The following is a 25,395-nucleotide window of genomic DNA, read 5'->3' on the forward strand; positions in this document are numbered from 1 at the left end:
CGTTGTCTGTGTCCGTGTTCGCAGCGCGCCTATGACCCCAGCCGATAGACCCGCGCCGCCGTCGTGCTGAAGATCGCCTCGCGCTGTTCCGGGTTGAACTTGGCGGTTGCCGCCTTGAAGGCGTCGATCAGGTCGCGATAGCTGGTCCACAGCTTTTCGATCGGAAAGTTGGAGCCGAACAGGCAGCGTTCCGCACCGAAGATCGCGACGGTGTCGGTCACGACATCGGCGATATGGGCGGGATCGTTGCGGTGGATGAAGGTGCCGAGCCCGGAGAGTTTCGAGACCACGTTCGGACATTGTGCGAGCCGCGCCATGCCGGCGCGCCATGCCGCGCGGCCCTGTGGCGACAAATCCTCCAGCATACCCGCATGCTGCAGGATGAAGGTGACGCCTGGACAGGCCGCGGCAAGGCCGGCGGCATCAGTCATCTGCGGCGCGAATACCTGAAGATCGAAGCTCCAGCCATAGTCGGCGAGGCGGCCGACATTGCGGCGGATCACCGGATCGGCGCAGAGATCGGCACGTGCGGCGAAGCGATACAGCGGGTTCTCATGCCAATGCAGCTGCATGCGCACGCCGCGCACCAGCGGATAGCGCTTGAGGCGGTCGAGTTGTGGACGGACGTCGTCGACGGAAAAGTCTGCGTAGGCGACGAGCGCATGCGGCCAGCCGTGCTGATCGGCGGTCTGCTGCACCCAGGCCGCCTCGTCCTCGAATTGGCCGTTCGGCCAGTTGGTCTGGACATAGACCGAGCGGGTAACGCCAGTGTCCTTGAGGTCGGCGAGATACTCCTCGATCGGGTAGTCGCGGCGGATCGGTTCATAGGGGCCGAAGATGCGCGGCTGCATCGGGCCGGACAGCCAGGCGAGATCGGCCTGACGCCAGATATGATGATGTCCGTCGACAATGCCGGTCACGCAGCTCTCCTTCGTCCGAGCGACAGCAGATGCGCGACGACAGCCGCGCTCGATCCGCCATCGACGAGATCATCGACGAAGCGCTGGATCGCGATCAGCGCCTCGGTTTGCGGGGTGAAGTTGGGCGAGGTTGCGAGCGGCGTCAGCCAGCTCAGCCGCCACGCCCGCCGCGACAGCTTTGCCACCGCATCGCGCAGCGCCGCCGGATCGCCGCGCTCGAGCCCATCGGAAACGATCACAACCGCCGCGCCGCGGGCATAGCCGCCGAACCGCGGCACGGCGAGAAACGCCTGCAGCGCGTCGCCGATCCGAGTGCCGCCATCCCAGTCGCTGACCAGGAAGGACGCGGCGCTCAGCGCCTGCTCGCGCCGCTTCAGCCGCAGCGCGCCCGTGACGCGGGTCAGGCGCGTGCCGAAGGTAAACACCTCGACATTTCCGGCCGACTGCATCAGCACATGCGCCAGCCTCATGTTCTCTTCGGTCCGCGCCTTCATCGAACCGGAGACGTCGATCAGGAACAGGATTTTGCGCGGGCGCTGACGGCGCCGCAGCCGTCCGAGCCGCAGCACCTCGCCGTCATTGCGCACGCTGTCGCGCAGGATGCGGCGCAGATCGGCGAACGGGCCGGAGCGTGCGCGTCGCCGCCGGTGGCCCCGCCGTTGTGGCAGCCGGCTTGGCGCCTCGCGCGACAATCGGCGCAGCGGATCGCTGATCGCGGTCTGCGCGAAGCGGCGCTCGACCAGCGCCTCCGCGCGCGCGGCGGCAAGGCCGGACTCGTTGGCCTCGTCGGCGAGCGGCGGCTCGTCCTCGCCGCGGCCTTCCTCATGGAGGCGGACGGTCTCCTCGTCCTCGCCATCGGCCTGCTCGATCGCCTCGGCGCCGCGGAAGTGGATGTCGAACAAACGGTCATATGTCGCGCGGCGCTCCGGCGGCGGCGCCAGCGTCGCGAGCCCGGCCCGGCGGATATGCTCGAGGTTGCGCGGCCCGAGCAGTTCGATCGCGGCGAGGAAGCTCGTGGTCTGCTCCGGCGCGACCGAAAAGCCGTTGGCGCGCAGCAGCGCGACGAACGAGACGAAAATTTGCGCGGCGCGCGGCAGCCTGGGATCGTCGCTCACGCGGCGGCCTCCGCGATGATGGCGTCGAGCCGAGGCGAGATGTAATGTAGGTCCTCCTCATCCTTCAGTGCGACGCCGATCGAGCGCTTGAATGCATCGGGCCAGCGCGCGCCGCCCTTGTTGAGCAGCGTTGCGGCCTCGGCCCAGTCGACGGCCTCGGCAATGCCCGGCGCCTTGCTCAGCGGCTCGCGGCGCAGCCGGCCGACGGCGGCGACGACGGCCCGCGCCGTGGCCTCGGCGACGCTGGAGGCGCGCATCATCACAATGCGCGCTTCGCGCTCGGCGCTCGGATAGTCGATCCAGTGATAGACACATCGCCGGCGCAACGCCTCGTGCAGGTCGCGCGTCCGGTTCGACGTCAGCACGACGACCGGATGCTCCGCGGCGCGAATGGTGCCGCGCTCGGGGATCGAGATCTGGAAGTCGGAGAGGAATTCGAGCAGGAACGCCTCGAATTCCTGGTCGGCGCGGTCGATTTCGTCGATCAAGAGCACCGTCGCGTCGGGCGCGCGCAGCGCCGCCAGCATCGGCCGCTCGATCAGGAACGACTCGCCATAGATGTCGATACTCTCCTCGCCGGCCTGGCGGATCGCCAGCATCTGGCGCGGATAGTTCCACTCGTAGAGTGCAGCCGCGGCGTCGATGCCCTCATAGCATTGCAGGCGGATCAGCTTGCGGCCAAGCACCGCGGCGATGGCCTTCGCGGCCTCGGTCTTGCCGACACCCGGCGCGCCCTCGAGCAGCAGCGGCTTGCCGAGCGCGAGCGAGAGATAGGATGCGGTCGCGATACCGTCGTCGGCGAGATAATAGGCCGCGCGCAGCGCCTTCTCCAGCGCCTCCGGGCTATCGATGCCGACGATGTTGCTGCGGACCGGCATGGCAAGACCTCAGCGCCGCGGCTGCGGCCGCGCGCCGCCCTGTGCCTTGATCGCGCGCAACACCTTCTCCGGCGTGATCGGCAAATCGTCGATCCGCACCCCGACCGCGTTGAAGATCGCGTTCGCGACTGCAGGCAGCACCGGGTTGGCGCACATCTCGCCTGGCCCCTTGGCACCGAACGGGCCGTCGGGCGCGGGGCGCTCCAGCACCGCGATGTCGTGCGGGCAGATATCGCCCGGTCCCGGCATCAGGTACTCGACGAAGTCGCGCGGCCCGTGCACCGGCTCCGGATAATAAGGCTCCGGCGTCTCGTACAGCGCGTGGCTGACGCCCATCCAGGCGCCGCCGACCAGTTGCTGCTCCACCAGGCGCGGATTGAGGGCGCGGCCGAGCTCATAGGCCGAATCCATCCTGATCATCGCCACCTCGCCGGTCTCGTCGTCGACTTCGACCTCGGCGACCAGGCAGGCATGCGCGTAACACGTCGCCGGCGACATCTCGCCGGTCTCCGGATCGACGTCGGACAGCGGCACCAGGAAGATGCCGCGGCCGGAAATCGTCTTGCCCTGCTTGAACTGCGCGGCGATCGCGACGTCCTTGGTCGAGATCGAGCGGTGCGGGGCACCCCTGACGTGGATGTTGCCGCGGCCGTCGGTCTCGAGATCGGCGGCATTCACTTCCAGCTCTTCGGCCGCCGCCTCCATCATCACGCCGCGCGCCTCGCGCGCCGCCGCCATCACGGCGTTGCCGACACGGTGGGTGCCGCGCGAGGCGAACGAGCCCATGCAGTGCGGGCCGGTGTCGGAATCGGCCGTGTCGACATAGACGTCCTCGACGGGAACGCCGAGCGTCTCGGCGCAGATCTGCCGCGTGACAGACTTCATGCCCTGGCCGAGATCGATCGAGGACAGCGCCACCGTGAACTTGCCGCTCGGGTTGGAATGCACCAGCGCCTGGCTCGGATCGCCGCCGAGATTCATGCCGATGGGATAGTTGACCGACGCGATGCCGCGTCCGCGATGCCTGGTCATGGTCAGCGCCTCCTGGTGCCGAAGACGGATGAGAAGCGGGTGGCGCCGTGCGACGGCGCCGAGGGCGGCGGTGACGGAGGCTGCGCCGGCGGAGGAGGCGGTGGCGGCGGCTCGCGGGTTGCGGCCGGCGCGCGGTCATACGCCGTGCGCTGCTGGGCCGGTGCGGCCGGCGGCGCATGCGCCTCGCGCGGAGTCGGCGTCACCGCGGCTCTGGCGCCGCCGCCATCCTTGCGCGACGACATGCGCTTGAACTCGTCGCGGATCGGCCACTTGGCCTTCTCGGCGGCGACCTGCACGCATTCGATCAGCGCGGTGTTCTTGGCCTCGCGGCGGTGCGCCTTCATGTCGCCGTCGCGATACGCATTGAGGATGCGGAACTCCATCGGGTCCATGCCGACCAGATGCGCCAGCTTGTCCATCTGGCATTCGATCGCAAAATCCATCGCGGTGACGCCGAAGCCGCGCATCGCGGTTGCCGGGGTGCGGTTGGTGAACACGCAATAGACGTCGCCGTAGACGTTCGGGATGGTGTAGGGGCCGGGCAGATGTGCGGCGCATTTCACGGCCGCGTAGCTCGACAGCCGCGTATAGGCGCCGCTGTCGAAATAGGCACGCACCTTGCGGGCGACGATGCGGCCGTCGCGCATCACGCCGTCCTTGATGTAGATGCGCTCGGCGCCGCGCGGCGGGCCGTATTGCATCTCCTCCTCGCGCCCGAACACGTAACGCACCGGCCGCCCGGTCAGCATCGCGCCGAGGATGCAGAGCGGCTCGGTCAGCGTGTCGACCTTGCCGCCGAAGCCGCCGCCGACGGTGCCGCCGATGAAATGGAAGGTGTTGGAGGGCACGTCGAGGATCTTGGCGCAAGTGTCGACTGAGAAGAACAGTGCCTGCGTCGAGGTGTAGACGATGTAGCGGCCGTTGGTGTCGGGCGCGGCGATCGAGCCGTTGGTCTCAGTCGGCGCGTGCTCGATCGGCGACATCTGGTAGCGCTGCTCCAGCACATGGTCGGCGGTGGCGAGCGCACGGTCGGCATCGCCGAAACGCAGCTGCTGGTGATCGTAGGTCTCGTGGTAGGTGAAGGTGTTCTTCGGATAGACCTCGTTGACCACTGGCGCGCCCGGCTTCAGCGCCTCTTCGACGTCGAACACCGCCGGCAGCGGCTCGTAGTCGATCTTGACCTTCGCGATGGCTTCATAGGCCTCGCGCGGGCTGTCGGCGACGATGGCGACAACGGGCTCGCCCTTGTAGCGCACCTTGTCGACGGCCAGCGACGGCTCGTCGTCCTTGCCGAAATTGATCAGGCTGAGCAGCGTGTTCAGGTTACGCGGCACGTCGGAGGCGCGGATCACGCGCCGCACACCCTGCGATCTCTCGGCCTCGGATGTGTCGATGCGGCGCAGCCGCGCATGCGCATGGGTGCTGCGGACCACCTTCAGATGCAGCATGCCCTGCAGCTTGTGGTCGTCGAAATAGGGCGAGGTGCCGGTGACATGGCCGAGCATGTCCTGGCGCTGCGTGCCCTTGCCGATTTCCTTGAGGTTGTCGTCGCGCTCGTCGGCGAAGAGATCCTTGCGCAGTTCCAGCATGGTACTGTTCCCTTACGCGCGGGCGCGGCCGCCGGATGCGGCAGCCAGCACGGCGTTGATGATCGGCTCGTAGCCGGTGCAGCGGCAGATATTGCCGGAGATCGCCTCGACCACCTCGGCGCGGCTCGGCTGCGGGTTGCGGTCGAGCAATGCCTTCGCGGCCGTCAACATGCCCGGCGTGCAGTAGCCGCATTGCGCGGCGAAATTGTCGGCAAAGGCGCGCTGCAGCGGGTGCAGATTGGGTCCGTCCTTGATGCCGTCGAGCGTCTCGACCGAGCGGCCGGCAACGGTCTCGGCCAGCGTCAAGCAGGACAGATGAATCTCGCCGTCGATCAGCACGCTGCAGGTGCCGCAGCCGCCCTGGCCGCAGCCGAATTTCGGCGTCATGTCGCCGATCAGCTCGCGCAGCGCGACGAGGAGATTGGTGCCGCCGTCGACGAAGATCGCGACGTCGCGGCCGTTATGCTGGAACTGGAGGGCGGTCTTGGCCATGCTGAGCTATTCCTGACCGGACAACAGGCGGCGGAGATGCACGCCGACGATCTCGCGGCGATACCAGGCGCTGGCGAGCGCATTGTCGCTCGGAGCAGTTCCCTCGACGGCAGCCGTCGCTGCGGCGTTGATCGTGGAGGGATCGAGCGATCGCCCTTCCAGCGCGCGCTCGGCGGCGCGGGCGCGGATCGGGGTCGGCGCCATCGAGCCCAGCGCGACGCGCGCGCCGACGATGCGGCCGCCGTTGACCGGCAGATGCGCGGCGAGCGTGATCACCGCGCCGCCCTTGGGCTTGATCCGTGCAATCTTGCGATAGCGGAAGGCATCGGCGCTGCCGGGCTTGGCGAAGGAGATCGCCAGCACCAGCGCGCCGGTCTGCCGGTCGCGCGTCTGCAGGAACTCGTCGAGCGGGATCTCGCGGCCGCCGAGGCCGCCTTGTAGCGACACCACAGCGTCGAGCGCGAGCATCGCCACCGTGAAGTCGCCATAAGGCACCGGCGCGAACAGATTGCCGCCGACCGTGCCCATATTGCGCACCGCCGGGCCGCCGATCGAGCGGGCAGGGGCGTGCAGGAAGCCGAGCTCGCGTTCGGCCAGGATGCGCGCAAAGGTGACGCCAGCGCCGAGCGTGATGCGCGAGCCCGACGCGTCGATCCGCGTCATGGCGTGATCGCTGGCGCGCACGATGGTCGAGATCGAGATATCGCCTTCGTTCAGCGCGCGCATCACCAGCGTGCCGCCGCCGAGATAGCGCGCGCCGCGGTCCGACGACAGCGCCGCCGCCGCGTCATAGGTGCTGGTGAAGGTCTTCACCGTGACTGGCATGATCGGTTCCTCGCTTACGCGGCCTCCTTCAGATGCCGGCGGATCGCTTCGAAGCCGGCCTGGTAGATGTCTTCCGCAACCATGTGCGTGATACGGTCGCTGTCCTCGGGCCGCGTCGTGAAATGCGATTCCCAGTGCCAGAAGGTGCGGTCGCCGTCAGTGATCGGCAGCAGACGGACATGCGCTACGTAATTGAACATCGGCACCGGCGTATCGAGCAGGCAGTAACTGAAGGATTGTTCGAGGTCGGACAGCGCCAGCAGTTGCTCGCGCAGCTCGGAACCGTCTTTCAGCTTGAAGCGCCTGACACAGCCGATCTTGTCGGACGGCTGGGCGCGCTCGATCGCGCTGGTCGCAACCGCCGGATGCCAGCGGTCGTGGCCGTTGAAATCGCGCAGCACGGCCCACGCCGCATCGGTCGGCGCATCCAGGATCGTGCTCTTGACGATATGCGGCACGGTCTACACCCCGAAGAGTCTGGTGCGAACGAGCCGATCGGCACGCTTCACCTCGCCCCGCTTGCGGGGAGAGGTCGGAATTTGCGCGACGCGCAAATTCCGGGTGAGGGGGAGTCTCCGCGAGTCGAACTGCGACCGTCCCCGTGGAAAGCCCCCCTCACCGCGACCCTTTAAGAGCGAGCTTCGCTCGTCTCGACCCCGCAAGCGGGGCGAGGGAGTGCAACGTGCATCGTTCGTGGCAATTGCGGTCACGTATTCATCCTCCAAACGCCCGCTTCAGTGCATCAAAGCCGCCCTGGAACACACCGCCGCCGATGTTGTTGACGAGCTCGGTCTCGCGCTCCGGTGCGCAGTCGAACTCGGCAGTCCACTCCAGAAAGGTCTGGTCGCCGTCGGTGACCGGGGTCAGCCGCAACGTGGCGACGTAGTTCTCGACGCCCATCGGCGATTCCAGGATCGAGTAGGTGCAGAACATGTCGTAGTCGGAGAGGCCGAGCAGCTTCTCGCGGATGCGGTCGCCGTTGCGCAGGCGGAAGTCGCGCACGCATCCAATCTTGTCCGAGGGCTCGCCGCCCTCGATGCGGCTCTCGGCGATCGCGGGGTGCCAGTTCGGCAGGCCGTTGAAGTCGCGCACGCGGGCCCAGACCCGGTCGTTGCGGGCGTTGACGACGGTGGAGACGTAGACTCGTGCCATGGCGTCAGCTCAGTCCTTCTTGCGCGGCGTGCGCTCCGGCCGCGGCTCGCCGCCGCCCTCGGGCGCAGCCGGTTTGGCTTCGCCGCTCTTGCGCGCGGAGTCCTTGATGCCTTGCATGTCGCGGGCCTCGCGGATCAGGCCGGGCATTTTGGCCAGGCTGCCGCCCTCGACGCCGATGTCGGAGAGGATCGAATCGATCAGCGGCGCCTGCACGCGGTAGCGCAGCGCCGAGTCGATCACCTCGTCGGTGGCGCTGCGGCCATTGCCGTTGCCATGGCCGTTGCCGTTGAGACCGTCGACCTGGAGGATGCGGATGCCTTCGATCTTTTCCATCGGCTTGACGCTCTCGCGTACGATGCCCTCGATCCGATCCAGCAGCTTGCGGCGGAACAGCGAGTAGCGCGCCTGGTCGGTCAGCACGTTCTCGGCCTCGTTGAGCAGGCGCTGCGCCTCGGCCTCGACCGCGGAGCGCACCCGCTCGGCCTCGGCGGCGATCCTGGTCTCCTCGGCCTGCTTCTCGGCGAGCAGCACCTCGACCGTCTTGCGGCGCTTGGCGATCTCGCTCTCGCGCGCGGTGACGACGCGCTCGGCGGCTTCGGTGGCGCGCATCCGCGCTTCCTCCGCCGCGGCGCGCGCCGCGGACTCCTCCAGCGACTTCTGATGGATCGCGATCGCCTTCTCCATCAGCGCGGTCTCGACGTCCTTCTCTCTGACAACCTCGAGCTTGCGCAGCTCGCGCTCGCGGCCGATGCGGGCCTCATCCAGCCCGCGATCGGAGGCGATCCGGGCGCGCTCGACCTCCTCGCGGGCGGCGATCTCGGCTTCCTGTAGCGATTGGTTGCGCGCGACCTCGAGCTGCTCGATCGCACGGCGCCGCTCGATCCGCGCCGCCTCCAGCGCCTGCTCGCGGGAGACGTCGGTGGTCTCGACCTCCTTGCGGGCGACGATCTCGGCCTGCCGGACCTGCCGGTCGGCATCGATGCGCTCGGAGCGCTTGGCGGCGAGCGCGATCACGCGCTCCTCGTCAGCGAGCTCGATCGCCTTTTTCTGGTCGATGTTGAGCACCTCGCGGGTGCGCGAGGAGGCGATCCGCTCGCTCTCCAGCGCCAGCTCGACATCGATGCGCTGCCGCTCGATGGCATCGCGGCGCTTCAGCTCGGCGGCCTCGATCGCCTCGGCGCGTGCGATCTCGAGCCCACGGGTCTCGCGCTCGGCCTGGATGCGCCGCGCAGCGACCGACTTCTCCTGCGAAATGCGCGCGGCCTCGATGGCCTCCCGCGAGGCGATGTCGGCTTCCTCGATCGCACGGGTGCGCGCGATCTCGAGCGCGCGAACATGCTCCTCCTGCGCGATCCGCGACGCCTCGGTGGCCTCGCGGGCGCCGATGCCGGCGATCTCGATCGCCTGGTTGCGCTCGATCTCGAGCTTGCGGGTGGTGTGGTCGGCCGCGATGCGCTCGGCGGCCAGCGTCTTCTCGCGCGCGATGCGGGCGGCCTCGACGGCCTTCTGCGCCTCGATCTCGGCCTCCTGGATCGTGCGCACCTGCTGGATCTCCAGCGCGCGGGTGCGCTCGTCGGACGAGATGCGCTCGACATTGACCGTCATGGTCTGGGCAATGCGCGCCTTCTCGGTGGCCTCGCGGGCGGCGATCTCGGCCTCCTCGACCGCGCGGGTGCGCTCGATCTCGCGGCGCCGGATCTCTTCCTCGTTGGCGATGCGGGCGTCCGTGACGGCGCGGTCCTGCTGGATGCGGGCCTTCTCGATCGCCTCGCGAGCGGCGATCTCGGCTTCCTCGACCGTCCGCATCCGTTCGATCTCGCGCTGGCGGACCTCGCGCTCGGAGGCGATGCGCGTGGTGTCGACCGAGCGCTGGTTGGCGATCCGCGCCTTCTCGATCTCCTCGCGGGCCAGCAGCTCGCGTTCTTCCACGGCGCGGGTGCGTTCGATCTCGCGGTGCCGGGTCTCGCGCTCGGAGGCGATCCGCGCCTCGGCGATGGCCTGTTCATTGGCGATGCGGGCTTTTTCGATGGCTTCGCGCGCGGCGATCTGGGCCTGCTCGGCCTCGGTCTCGCGCAGGGCACGTTCACGCGTCACCTCGGTGCGCTGCAGGGCGCGGCGCATCTCGATGTCGCGTTCCTGTTCCAGGCGGGCGGTTTCGCTCTCGCGCTCGATCTCCAGCGCCTGCCGCTCGGCCTCGAGATTGCGGGAGCGGATCTTGATCATCGAGTCCTGTTCGATGTCGTTGCGCAGCTTGCGCTTGGCCTCGATGTCCTCCATCAGACGGGTGAGGCCTTCGGCGTCGAAGCGGTTCGAGGGGTTGAAGAACTCGAGGTCAGTCTGGTCGAGATCGGTGATCGCGACCGATTCCAGCTCGAGGCCGTTCTGCGCCAGCGCCTCCGCGGCATTGGCCTTGACGCGAGCGACATAGTCGCCGCGCTGCTCGTGCATCTGCTCCATCGTCATTTCGGACGCGACCGAGCGGATCGCGGAGATGAACTTGCCGGAGAGCAGGGTGTGGAGCTGTTCGGGCTCCATGGTGCGGCGGCCGAGCGTGGCCGCGGCGATCGAGACGGCTTCGCGGGTCTGCTGGACGCGGACGTAGAAATCGGCCTCGATGTCGACGCGCATCCGATCGCGGGTGATCACGGCGTCCTGCTTGGAGCGCACGATCCCCATCGGCAGCACGTTCATGTTGACAGGCGTGTAATCGTGGATGAACGGCAGCACGAAGGCGCCGCCGTTGATCACCACCCGTTCGCCGAGAAAACCGGTGCGGACGAAGGAGACCTCCTTCGACGAGCGGTGATACAGCCAGTTCACGACGTAAACGATGATGACGATCGCAACGACTGCGACGATGAGCCAGAGGATCAATTCACCGACTAGCATCCCCGACATCTTGTCCTCCCTTGGTCACGGCGCCTCAGCGCGCGCCGATCGCCTTGAATCTACGAACCTGATCCGTCAGAGCCCGCTCGACCGGCAGGCGCTCCATCGAGGAGGCGCCGTAGAAGCCGTGGCAGTTGCGAGTCTTCTTCATGATGAAATCGGCATCGGCCGGATCCGCGATCGGACCGCCATGCGCGAGCACGATGATGTCTGAATTGACGCTGAGTGCGGCCTCGGCCCAGGCCTCGATGCGGGCAGGGCAGTCGGCGAGTTTCAGCGCGGTCTGCGCGCCGATGGTGCCGCCGGTGGTCAGGCCCATGTGGCAGACGACGATGTCGGCGCCGGCGATCGCCATCGCGGCGGCCTCCTGCTCGCTGAACACGTAGGGCGTCGTCAGCATGTCCTTGTCGTGGGCCTTCGCGATCATGTCGATCTCGAGCGCGTAGGACATGCCGGTTTCTTCCAGGTTGGCGCGGAAGATGCCGTCGATCAGGCCGACGGTCGGAAAGTTCTGCACGCCGGCAAAGCCCAGCGCCTTGAGCTGGTCGAGGAACACGTCCATGTCGCGGAACGGATCGGTGCCGTTGACGCCGGCGAGCACCGGCGTCTTGGTCACCACCGGCAGCACCTCGCCGGCCATCTCGACGACGATGGCGTTGGCGTCGCCATAGGGCATCAGGCCGGCCAGCGAGCCGCGCCCGGCCATGCGGTAGCGGCCGGAATTGTAGATCACGATCAGGTCGACGCCGCCGGCCTCCTCGCATTTCGCGGACAGCCCGGTGCCGGCGCCGCCGCCGACGATCGGCTCGCCGCGCGCGACCATGTCGTGAAATCTCTTCAGCAGGGCCGCGCGTTCAAACCTCGCCATGGGTCACCTCGCCACTCTCCGCCGTCCACCGCCGCGCCCGAGCAGGGGACGGAACGCGCTAACCATGGCGGCGGTGAACTCGGGATCGTTGATGTTGCGCTTGACGCGGATGAGCTGGCGGTTGCCGGTCTGGCGCACGGTGCGCTCCAGCGCGCGGAACAGCGCGGCGTCGGCCTCGGGGTCCCAGAACGGCTGGCCGTGGGCGTCGAGCGCGGAGACGCCGCCCTCGGGCAGGAAGAAGCGCACCAGCCCGTCCATCTGGTTCAGCTTCTCGCCGATCCAGCGGCCCATGCGCTCGTTCTCTTCCGGCGTCGTCCGCATCAAGGTGACCTGCGGATTGTGGACGTGGAATTTGCGCTGCCGGTAGCGTTCCGGAATGGTATCGGGCGCACCGAAGTTGACCATGTCGAGCGCGCCGACCGAGCCGACATAGGGCACGCGGCTGCGGATGATGGCGCCGAAGCGATCGTCGCTTGCGGGAAAGACGCCGCCCATGAGGAGGTCGCAGACCTCGGTCGTGGTGAGATCGATGACCCCGGCGAGCTGCCCGGATTCGACCAGCTTCTCCATCGAGCGCCCGCCGACGCCGGTGGCGTGGAACACGAGGCATTCGAAATCCTCGCGCAGGTCGGCGGCGATCCTCTGCACCGCCGGGGTGGTCACGCCGAACATCGTGATGCCGATGGCGGGAAGCGCGGGGCTGCCGTCGCGCTGCTTGCTCGCCTGCTCGTCGAGCCGCGCCTTGACCATGCCGATCAGCGCATTGGCGCCGTTGCCGAGCACCGCGCGCGAGATCGAATTCAGGCCCTGCACGTCGGTCACCGAATACATCATGGTGATGTCGGCGGGGCCGACATAGGGGCCGACGTCGCCGGAAGCGACCGAGGAGATGATCAGCTTCGGCACTCCGACCGGCAGTGCGCGCATGCCGGGCGCGACCAGCGACGCGCCGCCCGATCCGCCGGCCGAGATGATGCCGGCAACATTGCCCTGGCGGCGCAGCCATCGCTCGAAGGCCTCAGCCATCGCCGTCACCGAAGCGCCGCGATCGGCGCCGAACACGCCGGAGCCGCCGCGGCCGTGGTTCAGCGCGATCTCCTGCGCGGTGACGTCGCAGCTCGCCACCTTGCCGCTGGTGGAGACGTCGACCAGCCGCGCGCGCAGGCCGCTGCCGACAATGATGTCGCGGACGTAGCGCAGCTCGGCGCCCTTGGTGTCGAGCGTGCCGACCACCAGCACGACGGGTGGTTCCGATGCCTTCGACGTGACCGGCTCGCGCCGCTGCCGAGTGGCCTCTTCGAGCCGCGTGACGCCGGCGGACTGCGTCCGCGCCGCGGCCTCGATGCGCGCGATCGGCACCGGCTGCGACCAGCGCGTCGGCAGCACGGGGTTGGAAACGTAGATGCGGACCGGTCCCTTGCGTTCCGGCCGCGGCGCCCTTGGCGCTTCGGCCTTCGCGGGAGTCGCCTCGGCGTCGGTTTCGTCGGTGCCGTGGGTGCCGACGCCGAGCAGCCGCTGCTGCAACTCGCGATCGGCGGCGAGGCGGGCCGAATCGATGATGCGGTTGATGCGGCCATTGACCATGATGGCGACGTTGCGCGACACCGCGGTCGCGACGCCGATGTTCTGCTCGATGACAAGGACCGAGATGTCGCCCTCGTCGCCGAGGCGCACCAGCATGTCCTCGACCTGGGCGACGATGACGGGCGCGAGTCCCTCCGTCGGCTCGTCCATGATCAGGAGTTGCGGGTTGGTCAGCAGCGCGCGCGCGATCGCGAGCATCTGCTGCTCGCCGCCGGAGAGCTGGCTACCGCCATTGGCCTTGCGCTCGGCGAGGCGTGGGAAGGTGTCGTAGATCCGTTCGACGGTCCAGGGGCCGCGCCTTAGCCCGGCCGCGAGCTGCAGGTGCTCGTCGACGGTCAGCGAGCGCCACAGGCGCCGGCCCTGCGGCACGTAGCCGACGCCGAGCCGCGCGATCCGTGCCGGGCTCTGCCCTGCGACGTCCTCGCCGCGAATCCGGATCGAGCCGCCGCTGGCGCGAACCAGGCCCATGATCGCCTTGCACAGCGTGGTCTTGCCCATGCCGTTGCGGCCGACCACCGAGAACACGCCGGTATCGAGCCTGAGGTCGACGCCCTGCAGCGCGTGCGAATGGCCATAATAGACGTCGAGGCCCTTGACCTCGAGCGCGGGCGCGGCGCGGCGGTCACTCATGGCCGCCTCCGAGGTAGAGCTCCTGCACTTCGGGATCGGATTCGATCTCGCGCGGCAGACCTTCCTTGAAGACGCGGCCGTTGTGCATCATCGTCACGCTCTCGACGACGCGCAGCGCGACGTCCATGTCGTGCTCGATGATGATGTAGCCGATGTGCGCCGGCAGCGAGGTCAGTATCTCGATCAGCTCGCGCCGCTCGGTTGGCGACAGCCCCGCCGCCGGCTCGTCGAACAGGATGAAGCGCGGCGCGCCGGCCAGCGCCAGGGCGATCTCGAGCTGGCGCTGCTGGCCGTGGGCGAGCTCGGCGACGCGCTGGTCCTTCACGGCGGTGAGATGCACCGCCTGCACCAGGCTTTCGGTGGCGTGCATCAGCGCATCGGTTTGGCCGGGGCGCAGGAACGAGAAGCGGCCGCGCGAGACGCCGCGGCAGGCAAGATAGACGTTGTCGTGCACCGTAAGGCCAGGGAACAGCGCCGAGATCTGATAGGTGCGGCGCAACCCGCGGCGGATCCGTTCATAGGGCGGGAACTGGGTGATGTCCTCGCCGAAGAAGCGGATCGTGCCGGAGGAGGGCGGGAAATCGCCGGTGATGCAGTTGAACAGCGTGGTCTTGCCGGCGCCGTTCGAGCCGAGCACCGCGCGGCGTTCGCCGGGCCGCACGGTGATGGTGACATCGGTCAGCGCCGCAAGCGCGCCGAACAGCCGCGTCACGCCGCGCAGCTCCAGCGCTGCGCCGGCGCCGACCGCGGACAGGCGATGCGCGACGCTATCCATGGTGGCCTCCGCTTCGCCGCGTGGCTGTCGATTTGTTGCGCTGCCGCCAGCGCTCCCACAGCCCGATCACGCCGTCGGACGACCAGAACACGATGGCGAGGAAGCCGAGCCCGATCAGCAGGCGGAAGCGGTTGCCGTCGAGCCCGAACTTGATCAGCACGTCGAGTGCGAAGGTGCGCAACAGCACGAAGATGAAGGCACCGATGAACGGGCCGATCGGCCGGGTGATGCCGCCGACCACAGCGATGATCAGGATGTCGATACAGGCGCCGACGCTGACCGAGCCCGGCGAGATCTGCCGGTAGTTCCAGACCTGCAGCACGCCCCCGAGCCCGGCGATGAAGGCGGCGAAGGCATAGGCCGCGATCCGGTGCGCGTTGGGATTGAAGCCGAGCGCCGCCATGCGGCGGGAATTGTCGCGCACGCCCTGCAGCGCGAGGCCGAACGGCGCGCGCGAGACATACTGGACCGCGAAGTAGCAGATCGCGGCGACGCCGAGCGTCACGTAGTAGAAGGCAATGTCGGCGCGCCAGTCGACGCCCCAGAAGTGCGGCGTCGCGACAGTATTGATGCCGGTGTGGCCGTTGAAGATCGCCCAATTCTGGTTGGTGAAGTAGTAGAACGCGGCGCCGATCGCCAGCGTGATCATGATGGTGTAGATGCCCTCGGTGCGCACCGCGAGCGCGCCGCCGAGCGTGCCGAACAGCGTCGCCAGCGCCAGCGCCATAGGGGTCGCGAGCCACCACGGCCAGCCGAGGCTGATATTGGCGTTGCCGCTGACGCCGAACACCGCGACCATGTAGCCGGCGAAGCCCGCGATGGTCAGCTGCATCAGGCTGACCATGCCGCCATAACCGGCCAGGAACATCAGGCTGAGCGCGATGACGCCGAGGATCAGCGTGGTGGCGAAGATCTCGATCAGGAAGAAGCCGCTGGCGATCAGCGGCATGATCACGAGGATCAGCGCGACGATCCAGGCGGCGGGATTCTGGAAGTCCGGCCAGGCGCGGAGGAAGGCGCGCCGCGTCGCCGAAGCGGCGGGATCGGAGCGGAATTGGGTGCTCTGCAGCAGCGACATCTCTCATCGCCTCGCGAGCAGGCCCTGCGGCCGCAGCGCCAATACCAGCACCATGATCAGGAAGGTGACGACGATGGCGTAGGTCGGGATGTAGACCGAGCCGAGCTGCTCGGCGAGGCCGATGATGACGGCGCCGAGCGCCGCCCCCGGGATCGAGCCCATGCCGCCGACGATCACGACGACCAGCGACGCCAGCAGGAAACGCGTATCCTCGCCCGGCGACAGCGACTGGAAGGTGCCGCCGACCACGCCGGCGATGCCGGCCAATCCAGCGCCGAGCGCGAACACCAGCACGAACACGAGCTGGATCCGCACCCCGGTGGCGGCCAAGATGTCGCGGTCGTCGACGCCGGCACGCACGATCATGCCGATCCGCGTGCGGTTGAGCGCCAGCCACATTGCGATGCCGATTGCGACGGAAGCGGCGAAGATCACCAGCCGCACCAGCGGGTATTGCAGATAGACCGGCTCGCCGGAGGATTTGATCGCCGTCAGCAGCGGCAGCTGGACCGGGCCGATCAGCCAGCTCGGGGTCTGGATCTGGTAGAAATCGCCGCCGAACACCCACAGCATCAGATCCGCGAACACGATCGACAGCCCGATCGTGACCATGGTCTGGCGCAGGTCCTGGCCCTCCATGCGGCGGAATACGGCGAGCTGCAGGATCACGCCGACCAGCGCCACCACCACGAAGGCGACGATGAAGCTCAGGATCCACGATCCCGTCCAGCTGCTGATGGCGTAGCCGATATAGCCGCCGAACAGATAGAGCGAGCCGTGCGCGAGGTTGACGTTGCGCATCAGGCCGAAGATCAGCGTGAAGCCGCTCGCCACCAGGAAATACAGCCCGCCGAGCGTGATGCCGTTCAGCACGGCGTTGAGGAACACCCGCTTGCGGCCGAACGCGGCCTCCAGCCCCGGCGGCCAGATCGCGAACACGAGCCATAGCACGACCGCGATCGCGATGATCGCGATCAGCGCCCAGGCCGGATGGCGTTCGATGAAGGAGGCCATCTCCGTCGCGTTCTCCCAGCCGCGACCGTCTGCCGGGTCGCGTGTCGGGTCATCCTATCGAGGACGCCAGCGGCGGATTTGATCGAGAGTATCTTTTATCGTTCCCGGAACTGCTTTACGGCCGCAGCACCTTGGCGGCGCGGCGATAGTCGGTCGGGGCCATCCCGACATTGGCGGCGAAGAAGCGGGTGAAGCCGCTCTGCGAGGAAAAGCCGAGGTCGAAGCCGATATCGGCGATCGGCGTCTCGGTCGCGACCAGCGCATCCAGCGCCTGCTCCATGATCAGCGTGTTCATGTAGAGGTGCGGGGTGACGCCGGTCTGGGTGCGGAACAGCCGGTAGAAATGCGGTCGCGACAGCCCGGCCTCCCGCGCGATCGCATCGAGCTCAATCTCGGCGCCGGGGCTTTCCGACATCAGCTTGATCGACTTGCGGACCCGGAAGTCGGTCACCGCGGCCGCGGCGCGCGCCTCCTGGGTGGCGCGCCAGCTTTCCGCGTAACAGGAATCGATCAGTTGCCGCAGCTCGCAATCGAGGCTGCGCAGCGACGGCGCGCCGCACACCAGTGCCGCTGTGCGGCGGATCAGCTTGTCGAGCGCCTCGGTGCGCGGAAAGAAGGTGCGGCCGAACCGCACGTTCGGCGCATTGGCCGCCGTCGATGCGAACCAGTCTGCGTTGACATAGAGCACGAAGAAGATCGCGCCGTGGTCGACATCCGACGGCAGGAAATTGTGCGGCTCCCACGGGTTGACCGCGACCACGGTATCGTCCTTGAGCAGCCAGCGCTGCTCGGAGACGTCGATCTGCGCCGGCGTACCGCCGACATGAAATATCAGGTGCCCTTCGCGGTGCGCATGCACGTTGAAGGGACGGTTCAACTGATAGACCGTCGCGCGACCGAATCGGCCGTGGAAGACGGCGAGCGCCCTGCTCATGCCTCCCCTCCCGCGGGATGTTCTTGTCTTTTCGACAAGCGTTCAACATCCGCGTGGGGAAAGCAAGGGCGAGCAGGGCTCCCGCTGCAAGCGCGTCGGTCGGTCACGGCCGGCTCGTTCGCACCTGCAAAAAATACGTCAGTATTTCTTGCACTCCGGAACCGTGCGGCTCGGCAGGCCGATCTTGGCGAACACCGCCGGATCGTAGCCGAGCGTTTGGTTGACGTTCGGGATCACCTTGACGACCTTGGAGAACAGCGCGCCCTTGCCGTCGTCGACCACCTCGGTGACGAAATTGGTGCCGATCGCCTGGCGGTTGGAGTCGAGCTTGATCTTGCCGTTCGGTGCGTCGATCTCGATCTTGGCCAGCGCCTCCTTCAGCTTGGCCTGGTTGTTGGAGAGGTCGCCGTTGACCTGGCGCAGCGCCAGGATCAGCGCCATCGTCGAGTCATAGTAATTGGTCGCGAGCAGCGACGGGCTCGGGAAGCGTTTGTTCTCCGGGAAGGAGTCCTGGTAGGCCTTGACGAATTTCTGCCAGCCGGGGTCCTCCCAGGTGTCGGCCTGGCCGCTCGCCGCGATGGTGCCGATCAGCGCGTTCTTGGCACTGCCCTTCGACGACAGGATGGTCTGGTCGATCATGATCGAGCCGCCCATCAGATGCGCCTTGCCGCCGGCCTGCTGGTACTGGTTGAGGAAGTTGACGGCGTCGGCGCCGCCAAGCCCGAGATAGATCGCATCGACATCGTCGGGCAGCGCGGCGATCACCGAAGCAAAATCCTTGGTGCCGAGCGGTACCCATTGCCGGTTGGTGACCTGGCCGCCGGCACCGCAGAACTCCAGCACGAGGCCAAACACCTGGGTGTAGATGAAGGAGTAGTCCTCGCCGACGGTCGCGATCTTGCGATAGCCCTTGGTCTCATAGGCGTACTTGCCGAGGCCGACCTGCCACTGCGCGCCGTCCATGTTGTAGCGGAAGAAGTTCGGCGCCGGATCGACATAGGTCGTCTCCTGCGCGCCGGAGGCGGCGTTGACGAAGGTCAGCTCGGGCTTGGTCTTGGCAAAGTTCTTCACCGCGATGCCTTCGTCGCCGGACAGCGGCGACAGCAGGATCTGCACCTTGTCCTGCTCGATCAGCTTGCGCACCGCGCGCACCGCGGAATCGGGCGTCGCATCGGTCGAGGCGACGACGAATTCGAGCTCCTTGTCGCCGACCTTCTTGCCGAGCACGTTGAGCGCGGTCTGGAAGCCGCGCATGCCGTCCTCGCCGAGCACCGTGTAGGTGCCCTCGAGCGTCGCGGTGACGCCGACCTTGATCTTCTCCTGGGCGAACGCCGTGCCTGACAGCAACAGGCTGCCGAGCGCAATCAGTCCCATACTGCCTTTCAACATCGCTTCCTCCCTCGCGTTTTTCCCGGTGTTTCCTTGGCCCGCGTGCTTGCGCGTTTTCACCGGCGTCGGCGCAGCGCACGGGCCAGCCAACGTCCGGTTGTTGCGCGCAAGGCTAGCCGAAGCCGGGCAGGGAGCGGATGTCGTCGCTGCCGGACGGCTTGACCGGCAGTCTCATTTTGATTGTTGCGCCGCAATGCGATCAGCGGCCGATTCATCCTTCAAGACTCGCTCCGCTCGCCCCTCAGGATGACGGGGTGGATGTTGGTGTGATTCAACTGTCAAACAGCTTGTTCGGTGGCATCGCCCGGCCTGTGCGCAATAGCTTCGCATTCTCGCGACATGATTTGTCCGAGCTTTGCATTTCGTTTCGCCCTTCTTCGAACAGAGGGCGCAGGGAAAGCCGGGTGCCGATCGCACCCATGGGCCCCGAGCAATGGGCAGAAAAGCTCGGGGGTAGGACCACAGGTGTAACCGGAAGCAACCCGGCTTTCCCTGCGCGATGGGTTACGGCTTATACGTGCTTACCCCGGCGAGACTGGGCTTTGTTGTCACCGCCCTCGCAAGACGCAATTGCATCGAGCGAGAGGACACCTGCCACCAGGGCGTCCGGCCTGCACGATTTCACCGTCCGCCTCGCGTGCTGTCGTCACTGACACGCGCGGCGTCCACCGCATCTCACCGCAACACCGTGACGATGCGCAGCGCCCCTCGATCGGGTGAGACGGCGACATTGAACATCTGAGTTGGGGTGCGCGTCAAGAGAAAATTCGGAAAATAAGAATGACTGCCGGCGCAGAGTTCTCTTGCTCCGGTTTGCCGTGACCACGACCTAAAAGCGCGATGAGATTGGTTGAATCGTCATTGCGCTTTAGCTCTTTGTTTGAGCATGACCGCGGCGGTGCGCGCTAAAACTTCTGCGTGATGCCGGCGTAGAAGCCGTGGCGGGGGCCGTATTGCGGCGCGAACACGCCGATGCCGGAGCCATCGCGGATCTGGTAGACGGAATCGAACAGATTGACGATGTCGAACCGCACCGTGGTGGGCTTGTTCGGCGCGACGATGTTGAAGTCGTGCGAGACGCCGACGTTGACCTGCGTGTAGGGCGGCACGGTGCCGGTATTGGCAAAACCGTCGCGCAGGCCGCTGCCGTAGATCAGCGACGCGCTGAACTTGGTGTTGTGCCATTGATACCAGCCGCCGACCGACGCCGTCAGCGCCTGGGCGTGATCGGTGTAGACGTAGTTGTTCGCGATATAGGCGAGCTCGTCCGGATCGAACAGATACTGGTTCGACACCACATTGGTGGCGACCTGCCGCGCGACGGCGACGTTGCCGTAGAGATGCAAATTGTCGTGGTTGTAGGTCGCGGTCAGCTCGACGCCCTCGTTGATGCCCTTGGCGTAGTTGAAGGCGGTCAGCACATAGGCGGCGCCGAACTGGCCGTCGTCGAGCAGGTCGGTCGCGATCTTGTAATAGGCGTCCATGCCGACCTCGAGACCGGGGATCGCATAGACCTTCTGCGTGACGCCGACGTCGAACACGTGCGAGCGCTCGGGCAGCACGGGGTCGTTGGCGGTGACTGCCGGCTGTGCCGTGGTGTTCTGCACCAGCGCCAGATTGGTCGGCGCGGCCAGCACTTGCTCGGGCGGCGTGAAGTTGCGGGCATAGCCGGCATGGAAGGTGGTGCCGTCGGACGGCTTCCAGGTCAGGCTGATCCGGGGGCTGAGCTGGTTGGCGTCGACATATTGCCACATCTGGTCGAAGCGCAGGCCGGCATTGAGCGTGAGCTGATTCGTGATCTTCCACTCGTCGGCGATGTAGCTGGAGAACATGTACCCGGTGTTGGTGCTGGAATCGAACAAGCTGAGCGGCGCGTCGACCGGGTTGCCGGCGTCGTCGAGCGGCAGCACGGTCGAGCCGTTGTTGACCAGCGAGCGCTCGGCGCTGACCGAGAAGCCGAACTTCAGCGTGTGCGCGAAGCCAAGCTTGTACGACGTGTCCTCCTGGATGCCGTTGATGGTGCTCTGCCGGTAGACGTCGGAGGCGACGCCGTTGAAGACGAGGTCGCCGACCGGATCGGGCGTGAAGTGGAGCTGGCTATAGCGGTTGAAATAGGCGATCTGGTAGTCGAGGCCGTCGGCCGATTTCTGGTAGGCGACGACGTTGAACTGGTTGAATTCCTGCTGTCGTTCGTTGAGCAGCGCGGAATCGAAATTGGAAATGCCGAACGCGGTGAATGCCGGGGGCTGGCCCGGATTGTTCGGGATCTGATAGTTGCCGTTGGAGACGCCGCCGATATAGGTCAGCCGGCTGGTCGGATCGATCGCGGTGGAGACATAGGCAAAGCCCTTCTCCTGATCCGTCCGGTCGTGGATCGCATTGTAGGCCGGCGTCGGATTCTCGATGCCGACATCGCTGCCGAAATACCGCCCCGAGACGTAATACTGGGTCTGTCCGATCGTACCGCCATAGTCGACGCTGGTCGTGAAGGTGCCGTGGCTGCCGCCATAGACGCCGATGCTGCCGGAATTGTTGAAGGCGTCGGCCTTGGTCTGGATGTCGAGCACGCCGGCGGTGCGCAGGCCGTACTGGGCGGGCAGCGCGCCGGTGATCAGCGCCATGCTGCCGACGATCCCGGTGTCGATGATCTGGCCGAAGGCGCCGACGCCGTCCGGCAGCATCACGCCGTTGATGCGGTATTGCAGGTTGGCGTGCTCGTTGCGCACGTGGAGTTCGCCGCTGGCGGCGGAGTCCTGCGAGACGCCGGGTGCTTGCAGCAGCGCCTTGTCCAAGGTGGCGTTGGTGCCCTGCGGAAGCGACTCCAGCAATTGCCGGCTCATCTGGTAGGAATTGGCGCCGTCCGCCGCCAGCAGATTGCCGCGGGCCTGGTCGAGCCGCGCGTTCTGGCCCGCGACGGCCTCGGCCTGGGTTTGTTCGGCAGAACCGGGCGTTGTCGGCGCCGCCGCGGTTCGCCGCGCGCGGCGTGCGCTGCCCCCAGCCGCAACGTGCCGCTGCGGCTTTTGCGGCACGGATGGCGCATTGTGGTGCTGCGGCGCCGCCACGGTAACGTCCGGAAGGATGCTCGTCGGCGCAGGCGCGGTTTGCGCGAGGGCCGCATTGTTCAGTCCGCAGAAGAGAAGCGATGCCGCACCGATGGAGGCGCGCGCGGCTGGAATAGGATTCGGCCGATGTCGACCACCGGCGCAATGCGTTCGGCGTGCCGATAGACGAGATCGACAGCCTCCGGCAGCTGCAATTGCGGCAGTGCCGGCGCAGGCGCCGCGATGTTGACCATGGCGACGACGGCGCAGATCGCGCACAAATCTGCCGCCTGATCGGAATCCTGATCGGGTTGCGGCTGGCCGCGCGATGCGTTCTCGAAATGCGCGGAGGCGATCGTCGCCGCCTGCGCCGGCGCAATGGCATGAAAATGGCCGAACGACAGCACGAACTGGATCGACAGCGCCAGCAGCGCCAGCCGAGCCCCATGCCTGATGTTCGAGCGAAACCACTTCATGACGACGCCATTGCGCGTCGAGGCGTGTGAGGCCGACGGCCCCGACGTGCGACGCGATGCCGCACAGTTTCGAAAACCCGTCAGCGTGTCAATCCGCATTGCCGGGCCATGCGATCAATTTCCGCTCGGCTTGGGCGATCCCGCCACATCGCCCTTAGAACTTCGCCCTGATGCCGGCATAGGCGGACAGCGGCATGCCGGGGACGAAGGTGCGGGGATCGGTCAGCTGCGCCATCAGATTGGGCACGCCGCGCGTGGTGCTGGCGAAGCCGCCGGTCTCCAGGAAGGTGCCGCCGAGATAGTACTTCTGGTTGAAGACGTTGTTGATCAGGCCGAACACCTCGATATCAGGCGTGATCTTGTAGGAGGTGTGCAGGTTGACCACCGCATAGGCCGGCACCTTCGGGCTCTGGTTGGTGGCATCGCCGATCAGCCACTGGCTGCCGACGACATTGAGGTCGGCGCCGACCTTCCACGCATCGGTGGCGAGATACTCGACACCGGCCTTGAAGCGATGCGCCGGAATGCCGGGGATATGGTCGCCCGGCTTGACGTTGATGAACCGGACGTCGTCGTTGGCCGGGTCGGTCAGCGCGTTCGGATTGTCGGGCGACGGCAAGGTCAGCACGCTTTGATAGGTCGCATCGATGAAGGTGTAATTGGCATAGGCGTTCCAGCGATCGACGCGATAGTCGAGCTTGGCCTCGATGCCGCGCCGCAAGGTCTGGCCGGCGTTCTGGAAGTAGCCGAAATTGCCGGTGCCGAGCGGGCTCGTCACCCGGATGATGTCGTCGTCGGACAGCGTGCGGAATACACCGAGGCCCCAGGTCAGCATGCCGGTTTTGGCATCGCGGCCCCAGTTGCCGCGGAAGCCGGCCTCGACGGTGTGCGATACCACCTGCTTGAGCGGCGGATCGGCCACCAGGAAGGCATCGATCACACAGGGGCGCGCGGGATCGGAGCAGCCGAGCTCCAGCGGCGTCGGCGCGCGGTTGGCTTCCGAGTAGCCGGCATAGAAGGTGAGGTTCGGGGTGACCTTGTAGGTGCCGCCGATCACCGGGTTGAAGCGCTGGAAGCGGTTGTTGCTGTTGAGCAGCGGGTTGGTGCCGGTCTGGTCCTGCAAGTCGATCTGCGCAAGGTTGAGGCGACCGCCCGCGGTCATCGCGAGGCGGTTGGTGACGTCGAACGTATCGGTGAGATAGACGCCGGTGTAGGTGTTGGTGGCGTGCAGGTCGACCGGGGCGAGGCCGGCGTCGGGCTGGTTGATGAAGATGCCGGTGCCGGTCACGAACAGATTGTTCTGATCGATGGTGCCGAGTTCGCTGGTGGCGTTGAACTTGGTGTAACCATGGTCGACGCTGACGCCCATCACGACATGGTTGTCGTGGCCGAAGATCTTGTCCGTGTTGGTCACCTGCGCGGTGCCGCCATAGGTGTTGCTCGCGACCCAGTTGCGGTCGACCTCGCCGAGGAACACGGTGCCGAGCGTGTTCGGCACCGGCGTCGTGCCGAAGATCGGCAAATTATCGCCGGCGCCGTCGATGCACAGATTGGCACCGCGGTTGCAGGACTCGGCGTCGGTGCCGTTGCCGTCGGCATGGTACTGCCAGAAGCCGCGGTAATAGACGTTGCCCTGGAACGACCACGTATCGGAAAATTGGTGGTTCAGCGTCGCGTTGAGGAAGGCGAGCTGCAGGCCGGTGGACTGCGGCCAGGTGTAGACGCTGGACCAGCGCTGATTGAGCATCTGGATCGGCGTGGCCGCGACATTGCCGAGCTTATTGTCGGCGCCGGTGAAGTTGACGTGAAGCTCGGTCGTGTCGTTGCGCGCGCCGACGTCGACATACATGCGGTTGATGTGCGAGGAGTTCGCATAGTCGCGCCAGCCGCGATCATAGGCGGATTCGAACGCCGCATAGGCGGCGACGTTGTCCTTCTGGCCGCCGGCCTGCACGCTGCTCTGCACCCGCCCGTAGGAGCCGCCGAACAATTCGCCCTCGACGCCCTGATAGGTGAAGCCGTTCTTCATCTGGATGCTGAGCGCGCCGCCGATCGCGTTGAGGCCGAACACCGGATTGTTGGGGAACAGCGCCACCTGGTCGATGGCCTTTTCCGGCAGGAAGTCCCAGTTGACGACGTCGCCCCAGGATTCGTTGATGCGCACGCCGTTCTGGTAGACCGCGATCCCCTGCGGCGTGCCCTGGACCGGCGAGGCGTTGAAGCCGCGGTAGTTGAGATCGCGCTGGAACGGATTGCCCGTCTGGTCGCCGAGCGTCACGCCCGGCAGCTTGCGGTTCACGGAATCGAGGAAGTTGGTCGAGTAGTTGCGGCTGAAATCCGCCGAGGTCAGCACCTCGGTGTTGGACGGCACCTTGTCGCGATCGATCAGGCTGGAATCGCGATCGGGCTCCCCGGGCGTTCCCGCGCGGCCTGCGGGACCAGCGGCCGGCTGAGCCGGCGCGTTGGCGCTTCGCGTGCTCCGCGCGGTGCGCACCGCCGGCCGTCGCGCCGGTTTCGGGCTGCGCGTACCCGAAAGCGGCGAGGGTGCGATCACGGTGACCGCCGGCAGTTCGGTTGGCTCGGGCGCGGCGGCCTGGGCCGATACGCGCGACGGCAGCACCGACAGCGCCGTGACCAGCGCGGGGGCAATCACGGACACCCGTCGTCCCGACCGGAATTCACCACCCCAACGCATCCGTCCCCCAGACACTCTT

20 protein-coding genes are annotated in these 25,395 nt (G+C 66.8%); all 20 read right to left on the minus strand.

All coding sequences use genetic code 11. The features are described from left to right. Positions 1-29: 29 nt before the first annotated feature. Complete coding sequence (locus J6500_RS11830; protein ID WP_225712866.1) at positions 30-920, minus strand: amidohydrolase family protein; 891 nt, start codon at positions 918-920, stop codon at positions 30-32. Next, positions 917-2,035, minus strand: a complete 1,119-nt coding sequence (locus tag J6500_RS11835) for a VWA domain-containing protein (RefSeq protein WP_225712867.1) — start codon at positions 2,033-2,035, stop codon at positions 917-919. The genes J6500_RS11830 and J6500_RS11835 overlap by 4 nt, the downstream gene beginning before the upstream one ends. Continuing rightward, on the minus strand, positions 2,032-2,913 hold the full coding sequence (locus J6500_RS11840; RefSeq protein ID WP_225712868.1) for an AAA family ATPase: 882 nt from the start codon (positions 2,911-2,913) through the stop codon (positions 2,032-2,034). Before J6500_RS11840 ends, J6500_RS11835 begins: the two co-directional genes overlap by 4 nt. Before the next feature lie 9 nt (positions 2,914-2,922). Further along, positions 2,923-3,945 (minus strand): xanthine dehydrogenase family protein molybdopterin-binding subunit, encoded by a 1,023-nt coding sequence (locus tag J6500_RS11845; RefSeq protein ID WP_225712869.1) that lies wholly within the window; start codon positions 3,943-3,945, stop codon positions 2,923-2,925. A 2-nt stretch (positions 3,946-3,947) separates the two neighbouring features. Then, on the minus strand, positions 3,948-5,534 hold the full coding sequence (locus J6500_RS11850; protein WP_225712870.1) for a xanthine dehydrogenase family protein molybdopterin-binding subunit: 1,587 nt from the start codon (positions 5,532-5,534) through the stop codon (positions 3,948-3,950). 12 nt (positions 5,535-5,546) lie between these two features. Beyond that, the gene (locus J6500_RS11855; protein WP_225712871.1) at positions 5,547-6,026 is read right to left on the minus strand and encodes a (2Fe-2S)-binding protein; all 480 of its coding nucleotides are present in this window, start codon (positions 6,024-6,026) and stop codon (positions 5,547-5,549) included. A gap of 6 nt (positions 6,027-6,032) precedes the next feature. Then, on the minus strand, positions 6,033-6,851 hold the full coding sequence (locus J6500_RS11860; RefSeq protein ID WP_225712872.1) for an FAD binding domain-containing protein: 819 nt from the start codon (positions 6,849-6,851) through the stop codon (positions 6,033-6,035). 14 nt (positions 6,852-6,865) lie between these two features. Next, the gene (locus J6500_RS11865; RefSeq protein ID WP_225712873.1) at positions 6,866-7,309 is read right to left on the minus strand and encodes an SRPBCC family protein; all 444 of its coding nucleotides are present in this window, start codon (positions 7,307-7,309) and stop codon (positions 6,866-6,868) included. Positions 7,310-7,565: 256 nt separating this feature from the next. Beyond that, entirely contained in the window at positions 7,566-8,003 is a 438-nt protein-coding gene (locus J6500_RS11870) for an SRPBCC family protein (protein WP_028338488.1), read from the minus strand. A gap of 9 nt (positions 8,004-8,012) precedes the next feature. Then, entirely contained in the window at positions 8,013-10,901 is a 2,889-nt protein-coding gene (locus J6500_RS11875) for a flotillin family protein (protein ID WP_225712874.1), read from the minus strand. Between the two features lie 25 nt (positions 10,902-10,926). Next, on the minus strand, positions 10,927-11,760 hold the full coding sequence (locus J6500_RS11880; protein ID WP_225712875.1) for a phosphoenolpyruvate hydrolase family protein: 834 nt from the start codon (positions 11,758-11,760) through the stop codon (positions 10,927-10,929). 3 nt (positions 11,761-11,763) lie between these two features. Continuing rightward, positions 11,764-13,974 (minus strand): ABC transporter permease, encoded by a 2,211-nt coding sequence (locus tag J6500_RS11885; RefSeq protein WP_225712876.1) that lies wholly within the window; start codon positions 13,972-13,974, stop codon positions 11,764-11,766. Next, positions 13,967-14,749, minus strand: a complete 783-nt coding sequence (locus J6500_RS11890; protein ID WP_225712877.1) for an ABC transporter ATP-binding protein — start codon at positions 14,747-14,749, stop codon at positions 13,967-13,969. Before J6500_RS11890 ends, J6500_RS11885 begins: the two co-directional genes overlap by 8 nt. Continuing rightward, positions 14,742-15,827, minus strand: a complete 1,086-nt coding sequence (locus J6500_RS11895; protein WP_225712878.1) for a branched-chain amino acid ABC transporter permease — start codon at positions 15,825-15,827, stop codon at positions 14,742-14,744. The genes J6500_RS11890 and J6500_RS11895 overlap by 8 nt, the downstream gene beginning before the upstream one ends. Positions 15,828-15,830: 3 nt before the next feature. After that, positions 15,831-16,841 (minus strand): branched-chain amino acid ABC transporter permease, encoded by a 1,011-nt coding sequence (locus J6500_RS11900; RefSeq protein ID WP_225712879.1) that lies wholly within the window; start codon positions 16,839-16,841, stop codon positions 15,831-15,833. Positions 16,842-16,956: 115 nt separating this feature from the next. Further along, positions 16,957-17,775, minus strand: a complete 819-nt coding sequence (locus J6500_RS11905; protein ID WP_225712880.1) for an AraC family transcriptional regulator — start codon at positions 17,773-17,775, stop codon at positions 16,957-16,959. 138 nt (positions 17,776-17,913) lie between these two features. Next, a complete protein-coding gene (locus J6500_RS11910) occupies positions 17,914-19,164 on the minus strand; it encodes an ABC transporter substrate-binding protein (RefSeq protein WP_225712881.1) in 1,251 nt (416 codons plus the stop codon). Between the two features lie 905 nt (positions 19,165-20,069). After that, positions 20,070-22,226, minus strand: a complete 2,157-nt coding sequence (locus tag J6500_RS11915) for a TonB-dependent receptor (protein ID WP_225712882.1) — start codon at positions 22,224-22,226, stop codon at positions 20,070-20,072. Positions 22,227-22,285: 59 nt separating this feature from the next. Further along, entirely contained in the window at positions 22,286-22,681 is a 396-nt protein-coding gene (locus tag J6500_RS11920; RefSeq protein ID WP_225712883.1) for a hypothetical protein, read from the minus strand. A 154-nt stretch (positions 22,682-22,835) separates the two neighbouring features. After that, complete coding sequence (locus tag J6500_RS11925) at positions 22,836-25,340, minus strand: TonB-dependent receptor (protein ID WP_312018212.1); 2,505 nt, start codon at positions 25,338-25,340, stop codon at positions 22,836-22,838. Between the last annotated feature and the right edge of the window lie 55 nt (positions 25,341-25,395).

It is taken from the genome of Bradyrhizobium semiaridum, from assembly GCF_020329505.1.
Lineage (GTDB): Bacteria > Pseudomonadota > Alphaproteobacteria > Rhizobiales > Xanthobacteraceae > Bradyrhizobium > Bradyrhizobium semiaridum.